The organism is Terribacillus saccharophilus (assembly GCF_002272075.1).
Classification (GTDB): Bacteria; Bacillota; Bacilli; order Bacillales; family Amphibacillaceae; genus Terribacillus; species Terribacillus saccharophilus_A.
Genome location: NZ_NPBJ01000016.1, coordinates 148,200 through 168,182, shown reverse-complemented (window position 1 = coordinate 168,182; position 19,983 = coordinate 148,200). Strand labels below are relative to the sequence as shown.

Below are 19,983 nucleotides of genomic sequence, written 5' to 3'. Positions count from 1 at the left end.
GGAAGATTATGTCTTTGTTTGATTATACATTGAAAGAATTGCAGGAAAAGCTACATAACAAAGAGATCACGGTAACGGATCTTGTGGATGCTTCCTATGCGCGTATTAAGGAAGTAGACGATGAAGTGAAGGCTTTCTTGACGCTTGATGAAGAAAATGCACGTGCAGCTGCTAAGGAATTGGACGAGCAGGGTGGCGACAACCCGCTATTCGGTATTCCTATCGGTATCAAGGATAATATCGTAACAAAAGGTCTTCGTACAACTTGTGCGAGTAAGTTCCTTGATAATTTCACAGATCCGCTTTACGATGCGACAGTTGTTTCCAAGCTAAAGGATAAGAAAACTGTTACAATCGGTAAACTGAACATGGATGAATTTGCGATGGGTTCTTCCAATGAGAACTCCGCTTATTTCACAACACGTAACCCTTGGAATACAGATTATGTTCCTGGCGGATCCAGCGGTGCATCAGCAGCTGCTGTAGCTGCAGGAGAGGTATTCTTCTCCCTAGGATCTGATACAGGTGGTTCCATCCGTGAACCAGCTGCATTCTGTGGCGTAGTCGGTTTGAAGCCTACATACGGTCTTGTATCCCGTTTCGGTCTTGTTGCATTCGCATCATCTCTTGACCAGATCGGACCGATGACTCGTACGGTTGAAGATAACGCGCACTTGCTGCAAGCAATCGTAGGTCATGATGAAATGGATTCTACAAGTGCAGATGTGGAAATTCCGAACTACACAGAAGCTTTGAAACAAGATGTTAAAGGTTTACGCATTGCCGTACCTTCCGAGTATCTTGGGGAAGGCGTTTCTGATGAAGTTCGCGAATCCATCAAAGCTGCACTAAAAGTATATGAGGATCTTGGCGCAACTTGGGAAGAAGTTTCCCTGCCTCACTCCCGTTACGCAGTAGCAGCATACTACTTGCTGTCTTCTTCTGAAGCATCTGCTAACTTAGCGCGTTTTGATGGCGTCCGCTATGGTGTTCGCTCTACACAAGCGGAAAACATGGTCGATGTGTTCAAATATTCCCGCCGCGATGGTTTCGGTGAAGAAGTAAAACGCCGCATCATGCTTGGTACGTTCGCTCTTAGCTCCGGCTATTATGATGCGTATTATAAAAAAGCACAAAAAGCACGTACATTGATTAAAAACGACTTTGATAAAGTGTTCGAGGACTATGATGTCATCGTTGGACCAACAACTCCTACTCCTGCTTTCAAAGTTGGCGAAAAAGTTGAAGATCCATTGACAATGTACGCAACTGATATCCTAACGATCCCTGTAAACCTTGCAGGCGTACCAGGAATCTCCTTGCCTTGCGGATTCTCAAGTGAAGGGCTGCCGATCGGCTTGCAAATCATCGGGAAGCACTTTGATGAGGCGACGATCTATCGCGCTGCTCACGCATTCGAGCAAGCGACAGATCATCACAAACAGAAACCGGCATTGGGAGGCGTAAAAGGATGAATTTCGAAACTATCATCGGACTCGAAGTACACGTGGAGCTGAAAACGAAATCTAAGATTTTCAGTCCGAGCCCAAATGCATTCGGTGCCGCACCAAATGAAAACACCAACCCAATCGACCTTGGGTACCCAGGTGTGCTTCCTGTCTTAAATAAAGAAGCAGTAAACTTTGCTATGAAAGCAGCGATGGCACTGAACTGTGAAATCGCGACACATACAAAATTTGACCGGAAGAACTACTTCTATCCGGATAACCCGAAAGCTTACCAGATTTCTCAATTCGATCAGCCGATCGGAGAGAATGGCTGGATTGAAATTGAAGTAGACGGTTATACAAAGAAAATTGGTATCACACGTATTCATATGGAAGAGGATGCTGGGAAACTGTCTCACACAGGCGATGGCTACTCCCTTGTCGATTATAACCGTCAAGGAACACCATTGATTGAGATCGTGTCCGAGCCAGATCTTCGTACACCGGCAGAAGCTTACGCTTACCTTGAGAAGCTTCGTAATATCATTCAGTACACAGGTGTATCCGATGTGAAAATGGAAGAAGGTTCCCTTCGCTGTGACGCCAACATCTCGCTTCGTCCAATTGGACAAGAGAAATTTGGTACAAAAGCAGAACTGAAGAACTTGAACAGCTTCGCATTCGTTCAAAAAGGCCTAGAGTTCGAAGAAAAACGCCAGCAGAAGGTCTTGCTTGCTGGAGGAGAAATCCTGCAGGAAACTCGCCGTTATGATGAGTCTACAAAAGAGACAATCTTAATGCGTATTAAAGAGGGTTCTGACGATTACCGTTACTTCCCAGAGCCAGATCTTGTACCATTGTATATTGACGACGCTTGGAAGGAACGCATCCGTGCATCCATCCCTGAGCTTCCAGATGCTCGTAAAGCCCGCTATGTGAACGAGCTTGGCTTACCTGCATATGATGCAATGGTATTGACGCTAAGCGTTGAAATGTCCGACTTCTTCGAGGCAACATTGAAAGCTGAAGCTGATCCTAAAGCTGCTTCCAACTGGTTGATGGGTGAGGTTTCTGCATACTTGAACAAGCAGCAGAAAGATCTTGCTGATATCGCCTTGACTCCAGAAGGACTAGCGAAAATGATCACACTGATCGAAGATGGCACTATCTCTTCTAAGATGGCGAAGAAAGTATTCGCTGAGCTTGTTGAGAACGGTGGCGATCCAGAAAAGATCGTAAAAGATAAAGGACTTGTCCAAATCTCTGATGAAGGCCAGCTGACTGAAATCATCTCAAGCATCCTTGATCAGAATGAACAGTCTGTTATTGACTTCAAGAACGGGAAAGACCGTGCACTCGGCTTCCTAGTCGGCCAAGTCATGAAACAGACAAAAGGCCAAGCCAACCCGCCAATGGTAAACAAAATCCTTATTGCGGAGATGAATAAGCGCTAATAAATTGCCCCTGCGATGCAGGGGCTTTTTTTACAGAGGTGACAAAATGGATGAATTGGACGTACAGCATGAAATAAAGAAGACGAAAAGAAAAAAACGTTGGGGATGTTTGGTTGCAATCTTGTTGACACTCATCCTGCCAATAGGACTAATTATGTACCCGCTGGAATTCAAAAAGACACTTCTTGTAGATAGTGAATCACCGAATGGATATAATGACATCCAAGTGTATGAAAAAGGCGAACCCTTTTTGTTCGGTTTCTCTAAAGCCCGTGTACGCTATGGTTGGAGACATAAAGATATTTCAGTAGGGAATGATGGTGCACCCCTTAATAAATCAAACGTAAATGTAGTCTGGGAAGATGATCAACATGCAGTTGTTCATGTTATTGGAGCAGAATCTGAACCTCAGTCTATAGAAATAAGATTTAGATGAGATCAAATTTAAAAGTGGCTTCTTAATTCTATACTGGCAGCTGGCCAGAAGATGATCACAAAATATTGACCACGAAAATGAATAAACGCTAACTAGAAATCCCCGCCTTTTAACGGGATTTTTAGTATGTATTGAAGTTTTTAATACCAACTTCTAATTGCTTCAAGTTTTGGTAGAATATAAGCTTGAAACCTACGATTCAATATACGTATAGCGATAAACCTGTATTGCTTATGCATGGAGATAGTGATCAAATACTGGATTCCTCTGGCAATATGCTTATTACTCGCACTGCAGCAGTCCCAACGTTACTTTTGATATTTATAACGAAGTCAATCATCAGTTTACTGAGAATATGGTGGACGGCTCAAGTCTTGGCTGAGCGAAAATTTCATTTAAACGAATGGGCGCTTGAAAGAAAGGAAGCGCCCATTCGGCTCATTTAACATATCCGAGAATAAAACCGTCATAACCTTTGCTTCCTACAGTCTGCACAGCTGTAGCTTCAATACGAGGTTCTTCGGAAAGCAGTTTCAGAAACTGCTGTACGCCTTGGACACGTTCATCTGTGCTTTGCACATTGGCTACTTCGCCTTCGCGGACTACATTATCGGCAACAATAACTGCTCCTGGAGCAGCTAGCTTGGTAGCCCATTTCAAATAATCTGGATAGCTTTGTTTATCGGCGTCGAGGAAGATGAAGTCAAAAACATTTTTCAGCTCATTATAGAGTTCAGGCAGTGTATCAATTGCATTGCCGACGACTACTTCTGCTTTATTCTCCAGCCCAGCTGTTGCGATGTTGCTGCGTGCTACTTCAGCAAAATAGGGATTGGCTTCCAGGGTATACAGTTTTCCAGCAGCGGGAAGGGCTTTTGCAAGCCAGATAGTACTATAGCCGCCAAGAGTGCCAATTTCCAGGATGCGCTTAGCTCCTCTGATTTTGGCCAGCAGATGCAGCAGCTTTCCCTGTAATGGGGATACATCGATCTGAGGCAGTTCTGCTTCTCGATTTACTTTCAGTACATAATTATGATCCTCCTCAGCAGGCAGCAAGCTATTCAAAAACACGGTATCTACGTCGCTCCATTTGTTTTCCAAACGTTTCATCTCCTCCTCTTCTTCTGTTTAGTTTAGCGGATTAATAGAACAAATTATAATACGTCGTTATGTTAACGTTACAAAATAAAAGGGCAGAACATCAATACATATAATAAGAGAGAAAGAAATATGCCAAATTGCAGAGTGATGTAAAGGAAATTTATTATGAAGAAGCTGAGAAGAGACGTCTATCAACACACTTGGAAAAAGCCAAGGAATTTCCTGTAACCGGGTTAAAAGGGGCATATTATTCCTATACTGATTGAGATAGGCTTCCAGGAACGGGCAAAGACCTTTTCAAAATAGGAAAAAAAAGCTATGATAAGACTTGGACAATGTGAACGTAAGGTTTGGTAGGAGGCAATACAATGAAACGCGCTCGGATCATTTACAACCCAACATCAGGTAAAGAAGCGTTTAGACGCGAACTCCCAGATGTATTAGAAATTTTTGAAAAGGCAGGCTATGAAACTTCGACGCATGCGACCACATGTGAAGGAGATGCGACGGCGGCAGCGCGCTTGGCAGTAGAGCGCGGCTATGATCTTGTCGTTGCATGCGGCGGGGACGGTACTGTCAACGAGGTCGTATCAGGCTTGGCTGAACAGCCAAACCGACCGAAGCTCGGCATCATTCCAGTCGGTACGACGAACGATTTAGCTCGTGCACTATTTATTCCGCGCAACATCAAGAGAGCAGCTGAGATCATTGTAGAAGGCAAGACTCGCAAGCTCGATATCGGTAAGGTCAATGACCATTACTTTATGAATATCGCTGGCGGAGGGAAGCTAACAGAGCTTACCTATGATGTTCCAAGCAAGACGAAGACGATGCTCGGTCAAATGGCCTATTATTTAAAAGGCATTGAAATGCTGCCATCGATTCGTCCAATCAAGGTAGAAATAGAGTATGATGGCAAATGGTTCGAAGATGAAATCATGCTTTTCCTTGTGTCTAACACAAACTCCGTTGGCGGCTTCGAGAAGCTCGCACCGGACGCGTTATTGGATGATGGATTGTTCGATTTGGTTATTTTACGAAAAACGAATATAGCCGAATTTATCCGTATTGCTTCCTTGGCAATCCGAGGAGCGCACTTGGATCATGATCTCATCTTCTATACAAGAGCGAATCGAATCAAGGTAAAACCTGCTGATAAAATGCAGTTGAACATCGATGGCGAATACGGCGGTTTATTGCCAGGTGAATTCGTCAATCTGCATCAGCACATTGAATACTTCGTTACAGAGGAATTCATCCAGAAACAAGATAGCTTAGCTGACTAAGCTGTCTTGTTTCTTTTTTCGACATATTTCCCGGGTAATAGACCTGGATTTCTGATTTCACCCACAATGTGATACAATCTTGAAAGCAAATCAAAAAGGACGATGAAAATGGCAAAATTAGCGCCACCAGTTGAAAAGAACCAAACAATTGAACTGACCTTCGAAGACCTGACGCATGATGGAGACGGTGTCGGTAAAGTAGACGGCTATCCATTGTTTGTACCATATGCGCTTCCAGGCGAGACAGCGCAAGTGAAAGTGATTAAGACAAAGAAAAATTTCGGCTTCGGTAAACTACTTGAAGTAACAAAGCCGAGTGAACATCGAGTAGAACCGCCTTGTGATGTGTATATACAATGTGGCGGCTGTCAGCTGCAGCATATGAGCTATAAGATGCAGCTGGACATGAAGCAAAAACAAGTACAAAACGCGATGAAGAAAATTGGCCATCTGGAGCATGTACCAGTCCATCCGGCACTTGGCATGGATGATCCATGGCGTTACCGAAACAAAATCCAAATTCCGACAGCAGAACGCAATGGCGAAATGATTACCGGATTTTATCGTAAACGCAGCCACGACATCATCGAGGATATGGAAACATGTGTTATTCAAGATGAAGTAAATGACCGTATGGTAGAGGCTGTTCGCCGCATCGCTAGCCGTCTTGGCATCTCGGCGTATAATGAAGAAACGCATCGCGGTGACCTGCGCCACATCATGGTCCGTACCGGTCAGCAGACAAACGAGACGATGATCGTGCTCGTCACGCGCATGAACGAACTGCCTTATGCAAAGGAACTTGTAGCTGAACTGCATGAGACGTACCCGCAGATCAAGTCAATCGTTCAGAATATCAACAAGGAACGTACGAATGTTATCCTTGGTCGTAAGACGAAGCTGCTATGGGGTGAAGAATATATCTACGATACAATCGGAGATATCAAATTCGCCATTTCAGCGCAATCTTTTTACCAAGTCAATCCCGCACAAACGAAAGTATTGTACGATCAAGCACTGGCATATGCCAACCTGAGCGGCAATGAAACTGTTATTGATGCTTACTCTGGGATTGGTACGATCTCGCTATTCCTAGCTCAGAAAGCGAAGAAAGTTTACGGTGTCGAAATTGTGCCGCAAGCAGTCTCTGACGCTAAAATGAATGCCAAGCTCAACCACATGGACAACGCTGAATTCTATGTCGGCAAAGCCGAAGAAGTTATGCCATGGTGGAAAGCCCAAGGCTTAAACCCTGACGTCATCGTCGTCGATCCCCCGCGTAAAGGCTGTGAAGAAGATCTGCTTCAAGCTATGATCGATATGAAGCCAAAACGCATTGTATATGTGAGTTGTAACCCAAGCACGCTCGCTCGCGACCTCCGCTTCCTGGAAGACGGCGGATTTGAGACGAAGCAAGTACAGCCAGTTGATATGTTCCCTCAGACTGGGCATATTGAGTGTGTTGCGGAGATTCAGTTGAAGGTGTCTAATTAAAAAGAACATTTCCCAGTAAAAATAAACTTTTCCTTATAAGACCTGGATTTCGGTAAAATAAACAATTCCGATTTCCGGGTCTTTTTTCTATTATCCCTTGTCCTTACTGGATTTTCTCGGTATTCTCTTCCTTCTTTTATCGGAGATCTTTATTTTAACTGAGGAAAAAAGGTGAAAAAACAGTTGGGAAAGTAGGTGAAAAACAGCCAATTTTGAACAGAAAAAGAGTGAAAATGGGGGTTCTGTAGGAAAACTTTATTTTAACTCGAACGGTGGAATGCGGGTTGGACGGGTCTTATTTAGGAAATGTTTATTATTGTTGAACATAGTAGAGAAAAGAATTTTAATTGAGCTTGTATTATTCCTTGATATTGTGTTTGTGAGAGATAAGAATGAAGAAATAGGGATAACAAAAATGAGTCACTGCTATGCTATTCAAGGTAAGGGCATCGATAGGAGGTCTTAAGTATGGCGGATAAAAGAACAATAGAGGAAGTATGCGTGGATGGATGAGTACATAAAACGAACCGGAGAGCTGGCTATGGAACAGGCAAAAAAGAATAATACGTATATCGTATATGAAAAGGACGGCGAGTTGGTTAAGGAGTACCCTGATGGCAAGATTATTCCATTAAACGAGGAGGAAGAAGGATAATAGCATTTTTGTCAGGAAAATAACACTGGCACATATCCCCAAGACTAAAGAACCGTTTTTGCAAAAGGCTTATACAATTGTTGGGAATGATTGGATGTGTTTTGTATAATTTTTATGGACTACAGCAATAATCCGAACCTTATGGAGGTACCGCTGCGTGAAATTTAAATTTGTAATCTTTTTAATTCTAACAACACTGATTATAGGAGGATGCAATATGAGTAATGGCAAAGAGTCCCTCTCCCCTTCTGAGATGGATCCCAAAGACTTGCCGGATGTGCCGGCTTTCCAAGATGAATTGACCAGAGATTACTTAGAATCAACTGAATCAGTTAGAGAAGGGTACTACACTTTGGTATCAGCTACTAATACATTCACTCTTGATTTTCCTGAAGACATGGTTGTAGACGAAACAAGTATGGCGGGTAATGAAGGAAACTCAGAATCTCTTATCTTTTATTATGATGACAATGATGCAGATGTAATGGATCAATTCATCATTAACTACTATAGCTCCATACCTAATATTGAATATAGTAGAGATCTAATGAATCGTAGAGCTGGAGAAGAACTGGATTTTAAAAAAGTACCGAGTGAGAATGAGAACCAACATCTTGAGATTGCTGAAATGGATTCGGATGATTCAACTAGTTATATTGCAGCCATAGTAAGAAATGAAAAAAAACAAGAAATACAGGTATTTACAAGCATTATTTGTAGAGAAGATATTGAAAATAATCAGTGTGATTCTCTAAAAGAAGAAGAGAAAGAAAAAGTATCAGATGTGTTAAAATCGATCCAATTTAACAATGACAAAGGTAAGTGAATGCAATGGCTAAAGGCATACTTGATTATGAACTGATGGCAATGCGATTAACTAATAAAGAATACGAAAATATGACCGCAGATAAATTAAAGTCAACCATACAACAAATTTACCTAGAAGAGACAGGCTCACTTTTAGATGCAGATATAAAAATATTCCACTCCTCTGATACTGAAGATAGTTTAATTAATCAGACGGGCTATAACGGTACAGCCATATACATTGATGACGGAAATCAAGAAGAGATGTACGTTATCTCTCAAGGAACCACCAATGGACCAGACTGGTCATTTAATGCCAAAGGTCCACTTGCAGGGGAATCAATTGATCAACCTCAAGCTACAGATTTATTTGTTGAACAGGCCAAGAATAAATTAGGCGTAGACGAGGACGCTAAGGTGATCTCTTGGGGGCATTCACTTGGCCACCACAATAATGCAGAGGCATACTTAGGCTATGGCACTTTCGACGAGGTTTATGGTATGAATGGGGCCCAAGTTAACGCTTATCAGCTATTTGATATGAATATTGACTTTCAAAAAGCAGTAATAGAAAAGTTTAAGGTGAGAAACGATGCGGATCTACGCCAAAGAGTTTCTGCGGATGAGTTAGAGGTGTTCACTAAAGAGTTTTTTAAAGACGAATCCAAAAACATACATCAAATAATCTCTTCTGATGACCCGCTAAATGGGTTGACCCCTTTTGTTCCAGGAATGGTAGAATTGGGGCAGATTGAAGTTGTTGACACCAACCCCGACGTCTCGGGAATTAAAGAGTTAGCAAAAGACATTCCTCCTGAAGTTATAAAGGATGTACAGGACTTGGCTTTAATTTATGCAAAAGCAGATAATGCGGGTGGCACAAAAGAGGTCGCTAAACAGCTCTTTGGGGTGAATATGGACTATCTGAAGGATGTAAACAGCTTCGGAAGTTTCTTGAGTTGGTACACGTTTAATCAAGGAGAATTCGATGAAACGGTAAAGGCTCTAAATAAGAGTGTCCCGCCCTTACTGGATAAAGTAAGAGTCGTTTTGGATAACAAGGATTTGATTTTCGGACGGTTACAAGAAACGGGTTATATATCCCTAAAAGAAAAAGATACAATGATTGAAGAACTGGAACTTATAGAGTCTCATCTTTCAACGATAGAAGATGGATTGAATGCTAATTCCAGTTTGTCTGGTGTTCAGTTTTTGCAAGATATCTCTACGGTTGCATTTGGAGGAAGTCTGGTATGGATAAAGTCATCGCTAACGTCATCAATAGAGTGCATGAAAGAAAGCGGTTTTTTTGAAAGTCTAAATAAAATAGTAGCCAGCCATAGCATTCCGGAACTGCTTGCTGCCATGTCGAAAGGTAACAAAAGCTATTTCGGTACAGATATGGTCTACACAGCAACTAATGGCGATCCTATCAAAGTGAACATCTCCGCAGCACTCCGCATGTATCGAGAGACCCTCCCCATCCTAGAAGAAAAAGAAACCAAGATTCGGAATTTCGAGAAAGCGGTAAAAGAGGAATTAGATGATAGTTATAAGGATGAAAAGCGAAAAGTCCAGGACGAGATCGACCGCATGGAATCGAGTCCAGGTAGTTACCGTGACTTACTTGCTAAACACGGACACTTACCGGCATTCAATAAAGAAATGAAGACTATCAAAGTACACGAAGTCTTCTACCCTTTGGAGAATAATGACTTTGATGAAGAAATCCATGAACTAAAGAAGTCGGTGGAAAGCGGTAAGTTGTATATCGAGAAGTACCGAAAGGCCATCGAGGATTTATTTGATGAAGAGGACAATGTATCTAGGCTATTCGATTTTTCAAGGAGGTTCTAAATGGGACAGAAACGCACATTCCAAGCTACCGAACAGCTAATCCCTAACAAGGATTACTCCGACAAGAAAAAGGCTCTAAAGACTCCCATTGATGGTATTAGAGAAAATGATGAACGGTTTTTCTCTTATGTCAGTAAGATAATCATTAGTGAAGATCAAAAAGGAAAAATCATTGATGCGATGAAGAAGGAAACGACAAGTCGGATGAATCATGATGAAGGACTATGTGAAGATGTTACCAGGAAGATAAACAAAGCTGTAAATACATTTAATGAGCAAGTGGCAGAAATGAAGAAACAGCGAATATCAGTTACTTATGAAGACCACAATATGGAATGAAGAAGGGACTAGCCATGCGTACTAGTTCCTTCTTCTTGTTCATAAATTAAACTCATCTACATTACCGCTGATACTATTCTTTCTATCAAGATTTCGCACAAAGCTTTCTGACTTAATATCATGTACTTTGTTAGTAATGAAATTGTATTGAGGAATTTGCCAAGTGTCGTTAATTTTATGGCAGCCCTTTAACTTGCCAGTTTCACACATACGTTGGATAGTGCTGATACTCAAACCAAGTTTTTTTGCTGCTTCCCATTCTGAATATGATTTTTTCAAACTACTGTTCCTTTCAAATTGGAATTTATTTCATTTATAAATTGTTTTTAACTAAAAAGTTATAAAGGTCAAACTTTGCTCCAATTCACTATTGTTGTTTTCTAGTGGTTTTGTTGATACTCTTTTTCTCTTTGATTGAGATAGAAGCTTATGAGGCTTTTTTTGAACTTTTGATGTTTGGCTTCAGTATTCATAGCATTTTTAATTAAGTTTTGTTTTATTTCTTTACCAAGTGGCATACGGATATTGCTCCTTTATACAAAGTGATTTAATCATACACGTTATACTCTGTATTTATTGTAATAGTAGTTTCAGAGGTGGATTGAAATTAACAAAGTTAGAGGTGGATAGCATGAGATAGAAGGGGTTTATAATCATCTTCTTGAATCTAAACTTTTTTCTCTACTATGTCTAACTAAAATAAACTCTTCCGATTTCTAGGTCTTTTTTCTATTATCCCTTGTCCTTACTGGATTCTCTCAATATTCTCTTCCTTCTTTTATCGGAAATCTTTATTTTAACTGAGGAAAAAAGGTGAAAAAACAGGTGAAAAGCGGGTGAAAAACGGCCAATTTTGATCATAAAAAGTATGAAAATGAGTGTTCGGTAGGAAATCTTTATTTTAACTCGAAACGGTGGAATGCGGGTTGGAGGCGATGATTTAGGAAATGTTTATTATTGTTGAACAGAAGGTGTCTAACTAATTTAAACTCTTCCCAATAAAAATATACTTTTCCTAATAAGACCTGGATTTCGGTAGAATAAACAATTCCGATTTCCGGGTCTTTTTCATGTGCAGCACGTGTTCTTACTCATTTTTCTCTAGTTTTCCTTTCTTCAACAAATTCGGAAATCCGGAGATCTATATTATCACACTATCTTCAAACTGTGGTATTTAGATTAAATAAAAATTAAGTAAGATTAAATTTTATTAACTTTATTTTATATTAAATGTATTTTACAATAAAGATGTAGTAATTAATTGTTTAATTTATCGTACAAAGGGATGGTAAAGAATCATGGAATTCAAACATATTACAATAGCGGGCAGTGGGGTTTTAGGAAGTCAAATCGCTTTTCAAACTGCATTTAATGGTTTTCATGTAACAGTATACGATATTAATGATGTAGCATTACAATCAGCTAAAGACAAAATAAACATATTGAAAGGGCGTTATCAAGAGGATTTACAGGCTAGTAAAGAGCAAGTAGATTCTGCATCTGACCGCATCTCTTACTATAGCGACCTGGCAAAGGCAGTTGCTGATGCAGATTTGCTGATAGAAGCAATACCAGAGATAGTGACGATTAAAACAGAGTTTTATGAGAAGCTAAATCAAGTTGCACCAGATAAGACTGTTTTTGCATCAAACTCATCAACATTGATGCCAAGTCAGTTTGCTGGAGCGACAGGACGTCCTGAAAAATTCCTGGCACTTCATTTTGCTAATGAAATTTGGATTAATAATACAGCCGAAATTATGAAGCATCCAGGCACAGATATGAATGTGTTTGACCAAGTAGTTGAGTTTGCGAAAGCAATTGGAATGGTAGCATTACCTCTTCATAAAGAGCAGCCAGGATATATTTTGAATTCATTGCTTGTTCCTCTTCTAGATGCAGCAGAGCTATTGCTATCAAGAGAGGTTGCAGATGTGGAGACGATCGATAAAACATGGATGATTGCTACAGGAGCTCCGAAAGGTCCATTTGCAATATTGGATGTTGTCGGAATCAAAACATCTTATAATATTGTGAAGGCTAAAGCGGACGCAACAGGAAATTCAGAATTTAAGAAACTCGCAGAGCTACTGAAAACAGAGTATGTTGATAAAGGAAAACTTGGAGTTGCTACAGGAGAAGGCTTCTATAAATATCCTAATCCTCGATTTATGGACCCTGATTTCTTGGGGAATCAATAAAAAAGTAATCCTCCTGTCATAATGGCAGGAGGATTCTTTTTAAAGTCTATTTTAAGTCTTGCAAAAGATGCTCGGTAAACTGGTCTACCATTTCCGGACATTTTTCATTTTTTCTCGTCACTCGCCATAAATAATTGGAAAGGGTAAAGTACTCATTAATCGAAATCGTCACCACTTCATCTCTTAAATGTGCCGGCAATGCTTGGATAATATAATCATTCGTTATCGTGATAGCATTCCTTTGCAGCACCATTTGTAAAAGGACATCTCCATTATTTGTCGTTAATGCAATCCTATTTCTCAAGTTATCTGGAAACAAATCTTCAGCTATTTTCTTTAAGTAAGGGTCATTGTACAATACGATTGATTCATTCATTTCGTTTATGATTTGGTCAAGGGAGATTTTATTGTTGAATCGTAGTAAGGAGCTCTTATTAACGGCAAGCACCACTTCAACCCTTTTAATCGGTTCCCATTCCAATGCAACATCATGATTGTTTGACCCTAGTGAAACAAACCCCATATCTGCATGGCCATTTTTTACTTGTTCCAGCACAGCAGCCGTATCTTCCTCCACTACTTGCACATTTACATAAGGATAGCTTTCTCGGAATTCGAGGGTATTGTTAATGATTTGGGACACTAATCCGGGAATTGTAGCAATGACAATATTACCGTACTGGTTGTTTTTTGATACTGCAATATCATTTTTAAGCCTGTCGATTGTTTTCAAGACAGAAACAGCATACTGGATGACCTTTTTTCCTTCAGCGGTTGGAACTACTCCTTTGCGTGAGCGTGTGAAAAGCAGTACGTCTAATTCAGTTTCTAACTGGGTTATGGAGAGACTGATTGCTGGAACGGTCATCATGTTCTTTTTAGCAACCTCAGTAAAGGAGCCTAACTCTCCGACATCTACTAAATATTGAAGCTGGGTTATATTCATGTTTTGTCACCTTAAATAGTTTTAGTTTGTAAAAGTTAGTTTATCAAAAAAGAGGAGAGGTATATATGTAAATAAAGATAAAAGTATAGTGGGCGAGGAATTTAAAGGAGGTTTAATAGGAGCAATAAGGTATGCTCAAAAGCAACATCGGTCAGCGGTTTCTAACAAAGAAAGCTTTTATGCATAAGTGCTAATTTTGGGTAATAGTTTCCTTATTCCTCATTTACATTCTCACGGAAGGGAAACTAAAAAGCAAAGAGGACGAAATTATTGATTAATGAGACTTGCTACAGTGCGGGTCTTTTTTCACTGCAGTTTCTTGCGATAAGAGAAACGGTATGATAATTTTATAATGAACGTTCAATATAAAAGAGGGTGTCATATGAGAAAGTCACAGAAAAAAGAAGCTATATTGAATACGGCAGAAAAGTTATTTTATCAGAATGGTTTTCATGCAATTGGTGTTAAATCAATATTGGATCAAGCTGGAGTCGCACCGATGACTATGTATTATCATTTCGAATCAAAGGAAGAATTAATTAAAGAAGTATTAGCCCGAAGAGAACATCAATATTTTGAATTAGTAGGAGATAAGCTTAACAAAGGTGATGGTATTCATACTTACGTAAAGTCGTTGATTCAAGCTCATATAAACTGGTTAGAAGCAGAAGGTACAAATGGTTGTTTGTTTTTAAGAGCAAAGCAGGAATATGAAGGTGTAAACGAGGGAATTGCCTCCTTAAGCAGAGAGCATAAAAAAACACTTGTTAACAAAATTGAAAATGATATGAAGGTATTTGATGTTCCAAAATCCTTGGGTATGCAAATCATGATTATTTTAGAGGGTTTAACATCCATGACCCAAATACAGGAATTAGATGAAATAAAAGAAGCAGCAGAACGTTTAATGAAAGGTATGCAGGTTTCTGATAAATGAATTTGAATAGGAAGATCAATGTAGTGCATTGTTTCCTATTTTTTTTACTCAATTATTATAATGAACGTTATATATAAAATAAGAGGTGATAGATATGTTTGAAAATAAATTGATTGTTGTTGGGTTACCAATGATTGCTGTGACATATGGTTTATCTCGATTCAGTTATGGGCTGATGCTTCCATATATTAATGAAACAATGAATATGGCACAATCCACTAGCGGGGTCATTTCGTCTTTGTCTTATATCGCATACTGTATAGCAATCGTTTTGGCAATGGTATTTTCGAACAGAGTATCACCGAGGTCTATTCTTATTGTTGCAGGATTCTCATCCACTATTGGTTTGGGGATTATATCTGTATCGGGTAATCCTGGAGTATTAGGTTTAGGTATATTTCTGGCCGGGCTAAGTACAGGTTTTTCTTCACCACCGTACGCTGATATTATTGATGAAAACGTAGAAATAAAATTACAGAATCAGACTAATTCATGGATAAACTCTGGTACGAGTATTGGAACAGCTTTAACTGGAGTTATTGCAATTATAATGACAGATAGTTGGAGAGAAACGTACTTAATATTTATGGTCATTGCCACAGTAGTATTATTCGCTAATTACAAAGTGCTGCCTAAAAAACAAAATCAAACTTTAAATAAAAACGTAAAATCAGGTTTCTCAAAAGAAGAGTGGAGAAGAGCCATACCATTAATTCTGGCATCTCTATTGTTAGGAACCTCCTGTTCGGCCTATTGGACATTTTCAAGAGATTTTATGTTACAAAATGAGAGTGTTCCTGATTACCTCGGAGAGTGGCTATGGGTGATTATTGGAGTTGCAGGGTTATTAGGAGGAACTGCAGGTGCATGTATCAATAAGTTTGGTTTAATGCCTGCATACAGGATTTCTGTGATAGCACTTTCAACCTCGTCTCTGCTATTAGGGACATTTACAGATTACATTATGATAGGGTTTCTATCACCAGCCCTTTTTGGTAGCTCATATATTTTTATGACCGGTGTGTTAATAGTATGGGGAATTTCCGTGTTTAAGTCCAACCCATCATTTGGACTAGGTATACCCTTTTTAATACTGGCACTTGGTCAAGCAATAGGATCAATTTTCTCCGGGGTCATTGCAGATCTATTAAGCTATAATGTTCTATTTATAGGTGCTTCTATAATTGGTTATCTAGCTTTAATATTTAAAAGAACATGAAGTTAGCTTGAAATTGCACCCTCTTTATGGGTGTGTCAGTTGAATAGTTTAATCAATTAGAATATCTACTGAACTAACATGTAGTGTGAGATCCTTTTCTTCTATATATCTTCATCCTACTATGTCTAATTAAAAATAAACTCCTCCTAGTGAAAATAACTTCAGACCTGGATTTTGGTAAATAAACAATTTCGATATCCGGGTCTTTTTTGTGCAAAGACTTTGTCTTTCCTAGCTTGATTTTATCTTGTCTAGTAATAGTATATTATGGATATTGAGAGTAAAGAGAATGTGATGCTAACGTGGTCTTTTATATTTAGTGCTGAGCTGTATTGTAATTACTATATTCACAATCAGGAGGAAAGCCAAAATGCTAAACGAAGTTAAACACAATTTAATCGTATCCTGTCAGGCTTTACCAGAAGAACCCCTACATAGTTCATTCATCATGTCCAAAATGGCATTAGCTGCAAAGCAAGGGGGCGCAAAAGGCATAAGGGCAAATTCTAAAGAGGATATTATAGAAATAAAAAAGGAAGTGAGCCTTCCTGTTGTTGGAATAATTAAACGTGATTATAAAGATTCCTCGGTATACATCACACCTACATATCAAGAGATTGATGAACTGCTAGAAAGTGGATGTGAAATGATTGCTATGGATGCTACAGAAAGAAGAAGACCTGAGGGCATTGAATTAGGGGAATTAGTACGGTATGTTCGAGAAAAGGATTCATCGGTACAATTGATGGCTGACATTGCTACTTTAGAGGATGCTATACAAGCTGATCAGCTTGGTTTTGATTGTGTCTCCACTACATTGTATGGCTATACGGAGGAAACAAAGAATAACAAGCTTTACGACAACGATTTTGAATTCTTAAAAAGAGTACTTGATAATGTTAGTATTCCGGTAATTGCTGAGGGTAATGTCATAACACCAGAAATGGCAAAACGATGCTTACAATTAGGGGCATATTCTGTTGTGGTCGGTGGTGCGATTACTAGGCCGCAGCAGATTACTGAACGCTTTGTAGATATAATAAATTGAAAAGATACATATTTAAATTCCTTCGTGTAAAGATATACATTTGATATACAGACCTGGATTTCGGTAAAATAATTATCTCCGATCTCCAGGTCTTTTTTATGTGTACCTAGTTCGATATTCAGTTTTCTTTGCACTTTTTACTGGTTAATAGTAAAATAAAATGTTGTATTTTTTACTATGTTTTGATATGTATTGCTTGAGCGTGTTTAAAGTAAAAGAAACAGAGCATCTTTGCTCCTTGAATAAATATTAGATTTGTAACTATAATGAGAGGGTTTTATATATGAAAGATAATTTCTGGCGTGATTTACCACGACCATTTTTTGTATTGGCTCCGATGGAAGATGTGACGGATGTTGTGTTCCGTCATGTAGTGAGTGAAGCTGGCAGACCTGATGTGTTCTTTACTGAGTTTACAAACTCGGAGAGCTATTGTCATCCAGATGGAATAGATAGTGTGCGTGGCCGTTTGACGTTCACGGAGGATGAACAGCCGATGGTGGCTCATATATGGGGAGATAAGCCTGAGAATTTTCGCCAAATGAGTATTGGTATGGCGGAGTTAGGGTTTAAGGGACTAGATATCAATATGGGCTGCCCTGTACCTAATGTTGCAGGAAATGGAAAGGGAAGCGGCCTTATTTGTCGTCCTGAAGTTGCTGCAGAGCTGGTACAAGCTGCAAAAGCAGGTGGATTGCCCGTAAGTGTGAAGACAAGACTTGGATATACAGATATAGATGAATGGCGCGACTGGCTGACACATGTATTGAAGCAAGACATTGCTAATCTTTCCATCCATCTGCGTACAAGAGCGGAAATGAGCAAGGTAGATGCACATTGGGAATTGATTCCGGAAATCAAGAAACTTCGTGATGAGATAGCTCCTGATACACTTCTAACGATCAATGGGGATATTCCAGACCGTGAAACTGGCTTAAAACTGGCTGAACAATACGGAGTTGACGGGATCATGATTGGGCGCGGGATTTTTACAAATCCGTTTGCCTTTGAAAAGGAACCGAAAGAACATAGCAGTAAGGAATTGCTTAATCTTTTGAGACTGCATCTGGATCTCCATGATGAATATTCAAAAGCAGAAGCCCGTGCGTACAAGCCTCTTCCACGCTTTTTCAAGATATATCTTCGAGGATTCCGAGGTGCAAGTGAATTGAGAAATCAATGCATGAACACGAAGTCAACGGATGAAGTTCGCGCATTGCTTGATGATTTTGAGAGAAAGTATCTTGTTGAGGTGGAAGAGCAGTAGAAGTGTATTAGGTAGAAATGAAGTGGAAGCAAAACAAGTTTTAGTATAGAATTGGCTGGTATAAAAGCGGTATTGAACCGATTATGCCAGCCAATTTTTATATTATATGATTTTAATAATCTATTGAATGGTCTCTCCTAGTTGAATTTATGAAGACGAGCATATCCACTTACGTTTTAAATTAGCTTAAACAAATGATGCAAAACCAAATCTAAATACAGCAATGAATATCATAAAAGGGATAACAACAAGAGCAACGATTGAATTAATAATTATAAGTAGTAGTTTAACTCTTTTTTCATTTATAAATATCGAAAAAGTAAGTCCGATGATTGGATTTAATATACAAAATACGACAAGGAAATTCATGATTGAATTTGCGAACAATGCACCTTGTGATATATAAGTAGCATATGTATAAAGGGTTAGCAGTGCTATTATGGTTAATATTAGGCAAAAGATAGAGAGAAATGGGTTAAGGGACCTCAAAGCATTCACATCCTTTAGTGAATTAAGTTCATTTTTTGCTATAAGATTGGAATGTTACTGGTGTTTAAAATAAAGAGACTGGATAATGAGTGTGAAATAAGCATATAAAGAGTCTCAATATATAGGTTAGATTATATGATTAATCAGCTTTTATTATCCTTTAACTTTTCAATCAGCAGCGCCGAAGTAATTACAATAACCAAAATATCTACTAAACCCAGCGAACTAAAAAATGCGTCAGCAAGTGAATGATTATTGCTTAATCTATAAATTAACGAACCCAATGAAAATAATGCAAAATAAACAAGCATATAGAACACTCTTCCAGATGTTAACCACACTATGAGACCAATTAGAATAACTCCTATGATAACCCAGTCTATAGCAGATATTACTATTACCTCCATCAAATGAATAATCACTATTTCTTTACAAATTACAAGGTACACTACAATATATATACAAAATATACCATTTTTTCTGACGTGGTTAAAACTTTCTTCTAATGTACAAGAATCTATCATACTTTTAGCGCTAATGTCTTTTGAATTTATTTTGTATTTCTAATAAGAGTAGGTGTCTTATACATGTTAATTCTTATATGTGGTATTGGTCACTTGATGGCGTGTCTTATTCTCAAAACATCTGAATCAGGCAGCTCTAACAGGATAGTAGGCTATCGAACAAAGCGATCAATGAAGAATAAAGCTTTGTGGAAATTAGGGCAATCTTATGCTGCTAAATTGCTAGTGTTGGCAGGAGTGATGCATATAGTCATTGGAGGGATAGTGTTATTGTTTTTTCGCTATGAAAATGAGTTTTATTTGTTTGTTGAATTACTGTGGGTAATTATTTCTTTATTTATGATATATGGATTAACTGAATGGAAATTGAAGCGAAAAGAGGAAGAAATAATTACTGAAAGAGAGCGATGATGCTGATTTTTTAATTGTGTCCATACTTGAGTTGCTCATGAAAACAAAGAGAATACCTAACATT

General features: G+C 39.0%; 19 protein-coding genes. 15 read left to right on the top strand and 4 right to left on the bottom strand.

Annotation, left to right across the window (positions count from 1 at the left end; translation table 11 throughout):
- Positions 1 to 8: 8 nt before the first annotated feature.
- Genes gatA through CHH48_RS09080 form a run of 3 tightly spaced genes read left to right on the top strand, consistent with a single transcriptional unit; the run spans position 9 to position 3,338 of the window.
- On the top strand, positions 9 to 1,475 hold the full coding sequence (gatA, locus tag CHH48_RS09090; protein WP_095218824.1) for an Asp-tRNA(Asn)/Glu-tRNA(Gln) amidotransferase subunit GatA: 1,467 nt from the start codon (positions 9 to 11) through the stop codon (positions 1,473 to 1,475).
- Positions 1,472 to 2,902: an Asp-tRNA(Asn)/Glu-tRNA(Gln) amidotransferase subunit GatB gene (gene gatB, locus CHH48_RS09085; protein ID WP_095218823.1), complete on the top strand. Its 1,431-nt coding sequence runs from the start codon at positions 1,472 to 1,474 to the stop codon at positions 2,900 to 2,902. Before gatA ends, gatB begins: the two co-directional genes overlap by 4 nt.
- Before the next feature lie 46 nt (positions 2,903 to 2,948).
- Positions 2,949 to 3,338 carry a hypothetical protein gene (locus tag CHH48_RS09080; RefSeq protein ID WP_095218822.1) on the top strand — a complete coding sequence of 130 codons (390 nt, stop codon included), beginning with the start codon at positions 2,949 to 2,951 and terminating at the stop codon, positions 3,336 to 3,338.
- Between the two features lie 438 nt (positions 3,339 to 3,776).
- Here the strand turns inward: CHH48_RS09080 and CHH48_RS09070 are convergent, their stop codons facing one another.
- Entirely contained in the window at positions 3,777 to 4,448 is a 672-nt protein-coding gene (locus tag CHH48_RS09070; RefSeq protein ID WP_095218820.1) for an O-methyltransferase, read from the bottom strand.
- 359 nt (positions 4,449 to 4,807) lie between these two features.
- Here CHH48_RS09070 and CHH48_RS09065 point away from each other — a divergent pair, with 359 nt between their 5' ends.
- The 6 genes from CHH48_RS09065 (at position 4,808) to CHH48_RS09045 (ending at position 10,877) form a co-directional block, all read left to right on the top strand.
- A complete protein-coding gene (locus tag CHH48_RS09065; RefSeq protein WP_095218819.1) occupies positions 4,808 to 5,725 on the top strand; it encodes a diacylglycerol kinase in 918 nt (305 codons plus the stop codon).
- Positions 5,726 to 5,833: 108 nt separating this feature from the next.
- Positions 5,834 to 7,219 carry a 23S rRNA (uracil(1939)-C(5))-methyltransferase RlmD gene (gene rlmD, locus CHH48_RS09060; protein WP_095218818.1) on the top strand — a complete coding sequence of 462 codons (1,386 nt, stop codon included), beginning with the start codon at positions 5,834 to 5,836 and terminating at the stop codon, positions 7,217 to 7,219.
- Between the two features lie 505 nt (positions 7,220 to 7,724).
- The gene (locus CHH48_RS19510) at positions 7,725 to 7,874 is read left to right on the top strand and encodes a hypothetical protein (protein WP_176466400.1); all 150 of its coding nucleotides are present in this window, start codon (positions 7,725 to 7,727) and stop codon (positions 7,872 to 7,874) included.
- A gap of 217 nt (positions 7,875 to 8,091) precedes the next feature.
- Positions 8,092 to 8,700: a hypothetical protein gene (locus CHH48_RS09055; protein ID WP_095218817.1), complete on the top strand. Its 609-nt coding sequence runs from the start codon at positions 8,092 to 8,094 to the stop codon at positions 8,698 to 8,700.
- A 5-nt stretch (positions 8,701 to 8,705) separates the two neighbouring features.
- A complete protein-coding gene (locus CHH48_RS09050; protein WP_095218816.1) occupies positions 8,706 to 10,538 on the top strand; it encodes a DUF6792 domain-containing protein in 1,833 nt (610 codons plus the stop codon).
- The gene (locus CHH48_RS09045) at positions 10,539 to 10,877 is read left to right on the top strand and encodes a hypothetical protein (RefSeq protein ID WP_095218815.1); all 339 of its coding nucleotides are present in this window, start codon (positions 10,539 to 10,541) and stop codon (positions 10,875 to 10,877) included.
- A 39-nt stretch (positions 10,878 to 10,916) separates the two neighbouring features.
- Here CHH48_RS09045 and CHH48_RS09040 read toward each other — a convergent pair whose 3' ends face one another.
- Both CHH48_RS09040 and CHH48_RS19505 read right to left on the bottom strand, forming a co-directional pair.
- Positions 10,917 to 11,156, bottom strand: a complete 240-nt coding sequence (locus tag CHH48_RS09040) for a helix-turn-helix domain-containing protein (RefSeq protein ID WP_095218814.1) — start codon at positions 11,154 to 11,156, stop codon at positions 10,917 to 10,919.
- Between the two features lie 101 nt (positions 11,157 to 11,257).
- Complete coding sequence (locus tag CHH48_RS19505; RefSeq protein ID WP_176466401.1) at positions 11,258 to 11,395, bottom strand: hypothetical protein; 138 nt, start codon at positions 11,393 to 11,395, stop codon at positions 11,258 to 11,260.
- A gap of 780 nt (positions 11,396 to 12,175) precedes the next feature.
- Between CHH48_RS19505 and CHH48_RS09035 the strand changes: the two genes are divergently transcribed.
- A complete protein-coding gene (locus CHH48_RS09035) occupies positions 12,176 to 13,078 on the top strand; it encodes a 3-hydroxyacyl-CoA dehydrogenase (RefSeq protein ID WP_095218813.1) in 903 nt (300 codons plus the stop codon).
- 46 nt (positions 13,079 to 13,124) lie between these two features.
- Here CHH48_RS09035 and CHH48_RS09030 read toward each other — a convergent pair whose 3' ends face one another.
- Entirely contained in the window at positions 13,125 to 14,024 is a 900-nt protein-coding gene (locus tag CHH48_RS09030) for a LysR family transcriptional regulator (protein ID WP_095218812.1), read from the bottom strand.
- A 382-nt stretch (positions 14,025 to 14,406) separates the two neighbouring features.
- On the opposite strand from CHH48_RS09030, the gene CHH48_RS09025 reads away from it, so the two are divergent.
- The 5 genes from CHH48_RS09025 to CHH48_RS08995 all read left to right on the top strand — a co-directional run bounded on the left by CHH48_RS09025 (position 14,407) and on the right by CHH48_RS08995 (position 19,919).
- The gene (locus CHH48_RS09025; RefSeq protein ID WP_095218811.1) at positions 14,407 to 14,961 is read left to right on the top strand and encodes a TetR/AcrR family transcriptional regulator; all 555 of its coding nucleotides are present in this window, start codon (positions 14,407 to 14,409) and stop codon (positions 14,959 to 14,961) included.
- Between the two features lie 94 nt (positions 14,962 to 15,055).
- Positions 15,056 to 16,180, top strand: coding sequence for an MFS transporter (locus tag CHH48_RS09020; RefSeq protein WP_095218810.1), 1,125 nt, complete (start codon positions 15,056 to 15,058; stop codon positions 16,178 to 16,180).
- A gap of 370 nt (positions 16,181 to 16,550) precedes the next feature.
- Positions 16,551 to 17,228: an N-acetylmannosamine-6-phosphate 2-epimerase gene (locus CHH48_RS09015; RefSeq protein ID WP_095218809.1), complete on the top strand. Its 678-nt coding sequence runs from the start codon at positions 16,551 to 16,553 to the stop codon at positions 17,226 to 17,228.
- Positions 17,229 to 17,511: 283 nt separating this feature from the next.
- Positions 17,512 to 18,495: a tRNA dihydrouridine synthase gene (locus CHH48_RS09010; protein ID WP_095218808.1), complete on the top strand. Its 984-nt coding sequence runs from the start codon at positions 17,512 to 17,514 to the stop codon at positions 18,493 to 18,495.
- A 1,076-nt stretch (positions 18,496 to 19,571) separates the two neighbouring features.
- Positions 19,572 to 19,919 (top strand): SdpI family protein, encoded by a 348-nt coding sequence (locus CHH48_RS08995; protein WP_095218805.1) that lies wholly within the window; start codon positions 19,572 to 19,574, stop codon positions 19,917 to 19,919.
- Positions 19,920 to 19,983 lie beyond the last annotated feature (64 nt).

Excerpts from the sequence above, each read along its gene's own strand:
- gatA (WP_095218824.1), top strand. The coding sequence starts at position 9 with ATGTCTTTGTTTGATTATACATTGAAAGAATTGCAGGAAAAGCTACAT.
- gatB (WP_095218823.1), top strand. The coding sequence starts at position 1,472 with ATGAATTTCGAAACTATCATCGGACTCGAAGTACACGTGGAGCTGAAA.
- CHH48_RS09080 (WP_095218822.1), top strand. The coding sequence starts at position 2,949 with ATGGATGAATTGGACGTACAGCATGAAATAAAGAAGACGAAAAGAAAA.
- CHH48_RS09070 (WP_095218820.1), bottom strand. The coding sequence starts at position 4,448 with ATGAAACGTTTGGAAAACAAATGGAGCGACGTAGATACCGTGTTTTTG.
- CHH48_RS09065 (WP_095218819.1), top strand. The coding sequence starts at position 4,808 with ATGAAACGCGCTCGGATCATTTACAACCCAACATCAGGTAAAGAAGCG.
- rlmD (WP_095218818.1), top strand. The coding sequence starts at position 5,834 with ATGGCAAAATTAGCGCCACCAGTTGAAAAGAACCAAACAATTGAACTG.
- CHH48_RS19510 (WP_176466400.1), top strand. The coding sequence starts at position 7,725 with ATGGATGAGTACATAAAACGAACCGGAGAGCTGGCTATGGAACAGGCA.
- CHH48_RS09055 (WP_095218817.1), top strand. The coding sequence starts at position 8,092 with ATGAGTAATGGCAAAGAGTCCCTCTCCCCTTCTGAGATGGATCCCAAA.
- CHH48_RS09050 (WP_095218816.1), top strand. The coding sequence starts at position 8,706 with ATGGCTAAAGGCATACTTGATTATGAACTGATGGCAATGCGATTAACT.
- CHH48_RS09045 (WP_095218815.1), top strand. The coding sequence starts at position 10,539 with ATGGGACAGAAACGCACATTCCAAGCTACCGAACAGCTAATCCCTAAC.
- CHH48_RS19505 (WP_176466401.1), bottom strand. The coding sequence starts at position 11,395 with ATGCCACTTGGTAAAGAAATAAAACAAAACTTAATTAAAAATGCTATG.
- CHH48_RS09035 (WP_095218813.1), top strand. The coding sequence starts at position 12,176 with ATGGAATTCAAACATATTACAATAGCGGGCAGTGGGGTTTTAGGAAGT.
- CHH48_RS09030 (WP_095218812.1), bottom strand. The coding sequence starts at position 14,024 with ATGAATATAACCCAGCTTCAATATTTAGTAGATGTCGGAGAGTTAGGC.
- CHH48_RS09025 (WP_095218811.1), top strand. The coding sequence starts at position 14,407 with ATGAGAAAGTCACAGAAAAAAGAAGCTATATTGAATACGGCAGAAAAG.
- CHH48_RS09020 (WP_095218810.1), top strand. The coding sequence starts at position 15,056 with ATGTTTGAAAATAAATTGATTGTTGTTGGGTTACCAATGATTGCTGTG.
- CHH48_RS09015 (WP_095218809.1), top strand. The coding sequence starts at position 16,551 with ATGCTAAACGAAGTTAAACACAATTTAATCGTATCCTGTCAGGCTTTA.
- CHH48_RS09010 (WP_095218808.1), top strand. The coding sequence starts at position 17,512 with ATGAAAGATAATTTCTGGCGTGATTTACCACGACCATTTTTTGTATTG.
- CHH48_RS08995 (WP_095218805.1), top strand. The coding sequence starts at position 19,572 with ATGTTAATTCTTATATGTGGTATTGGTCACTTGATGGCGTGTCTTATT.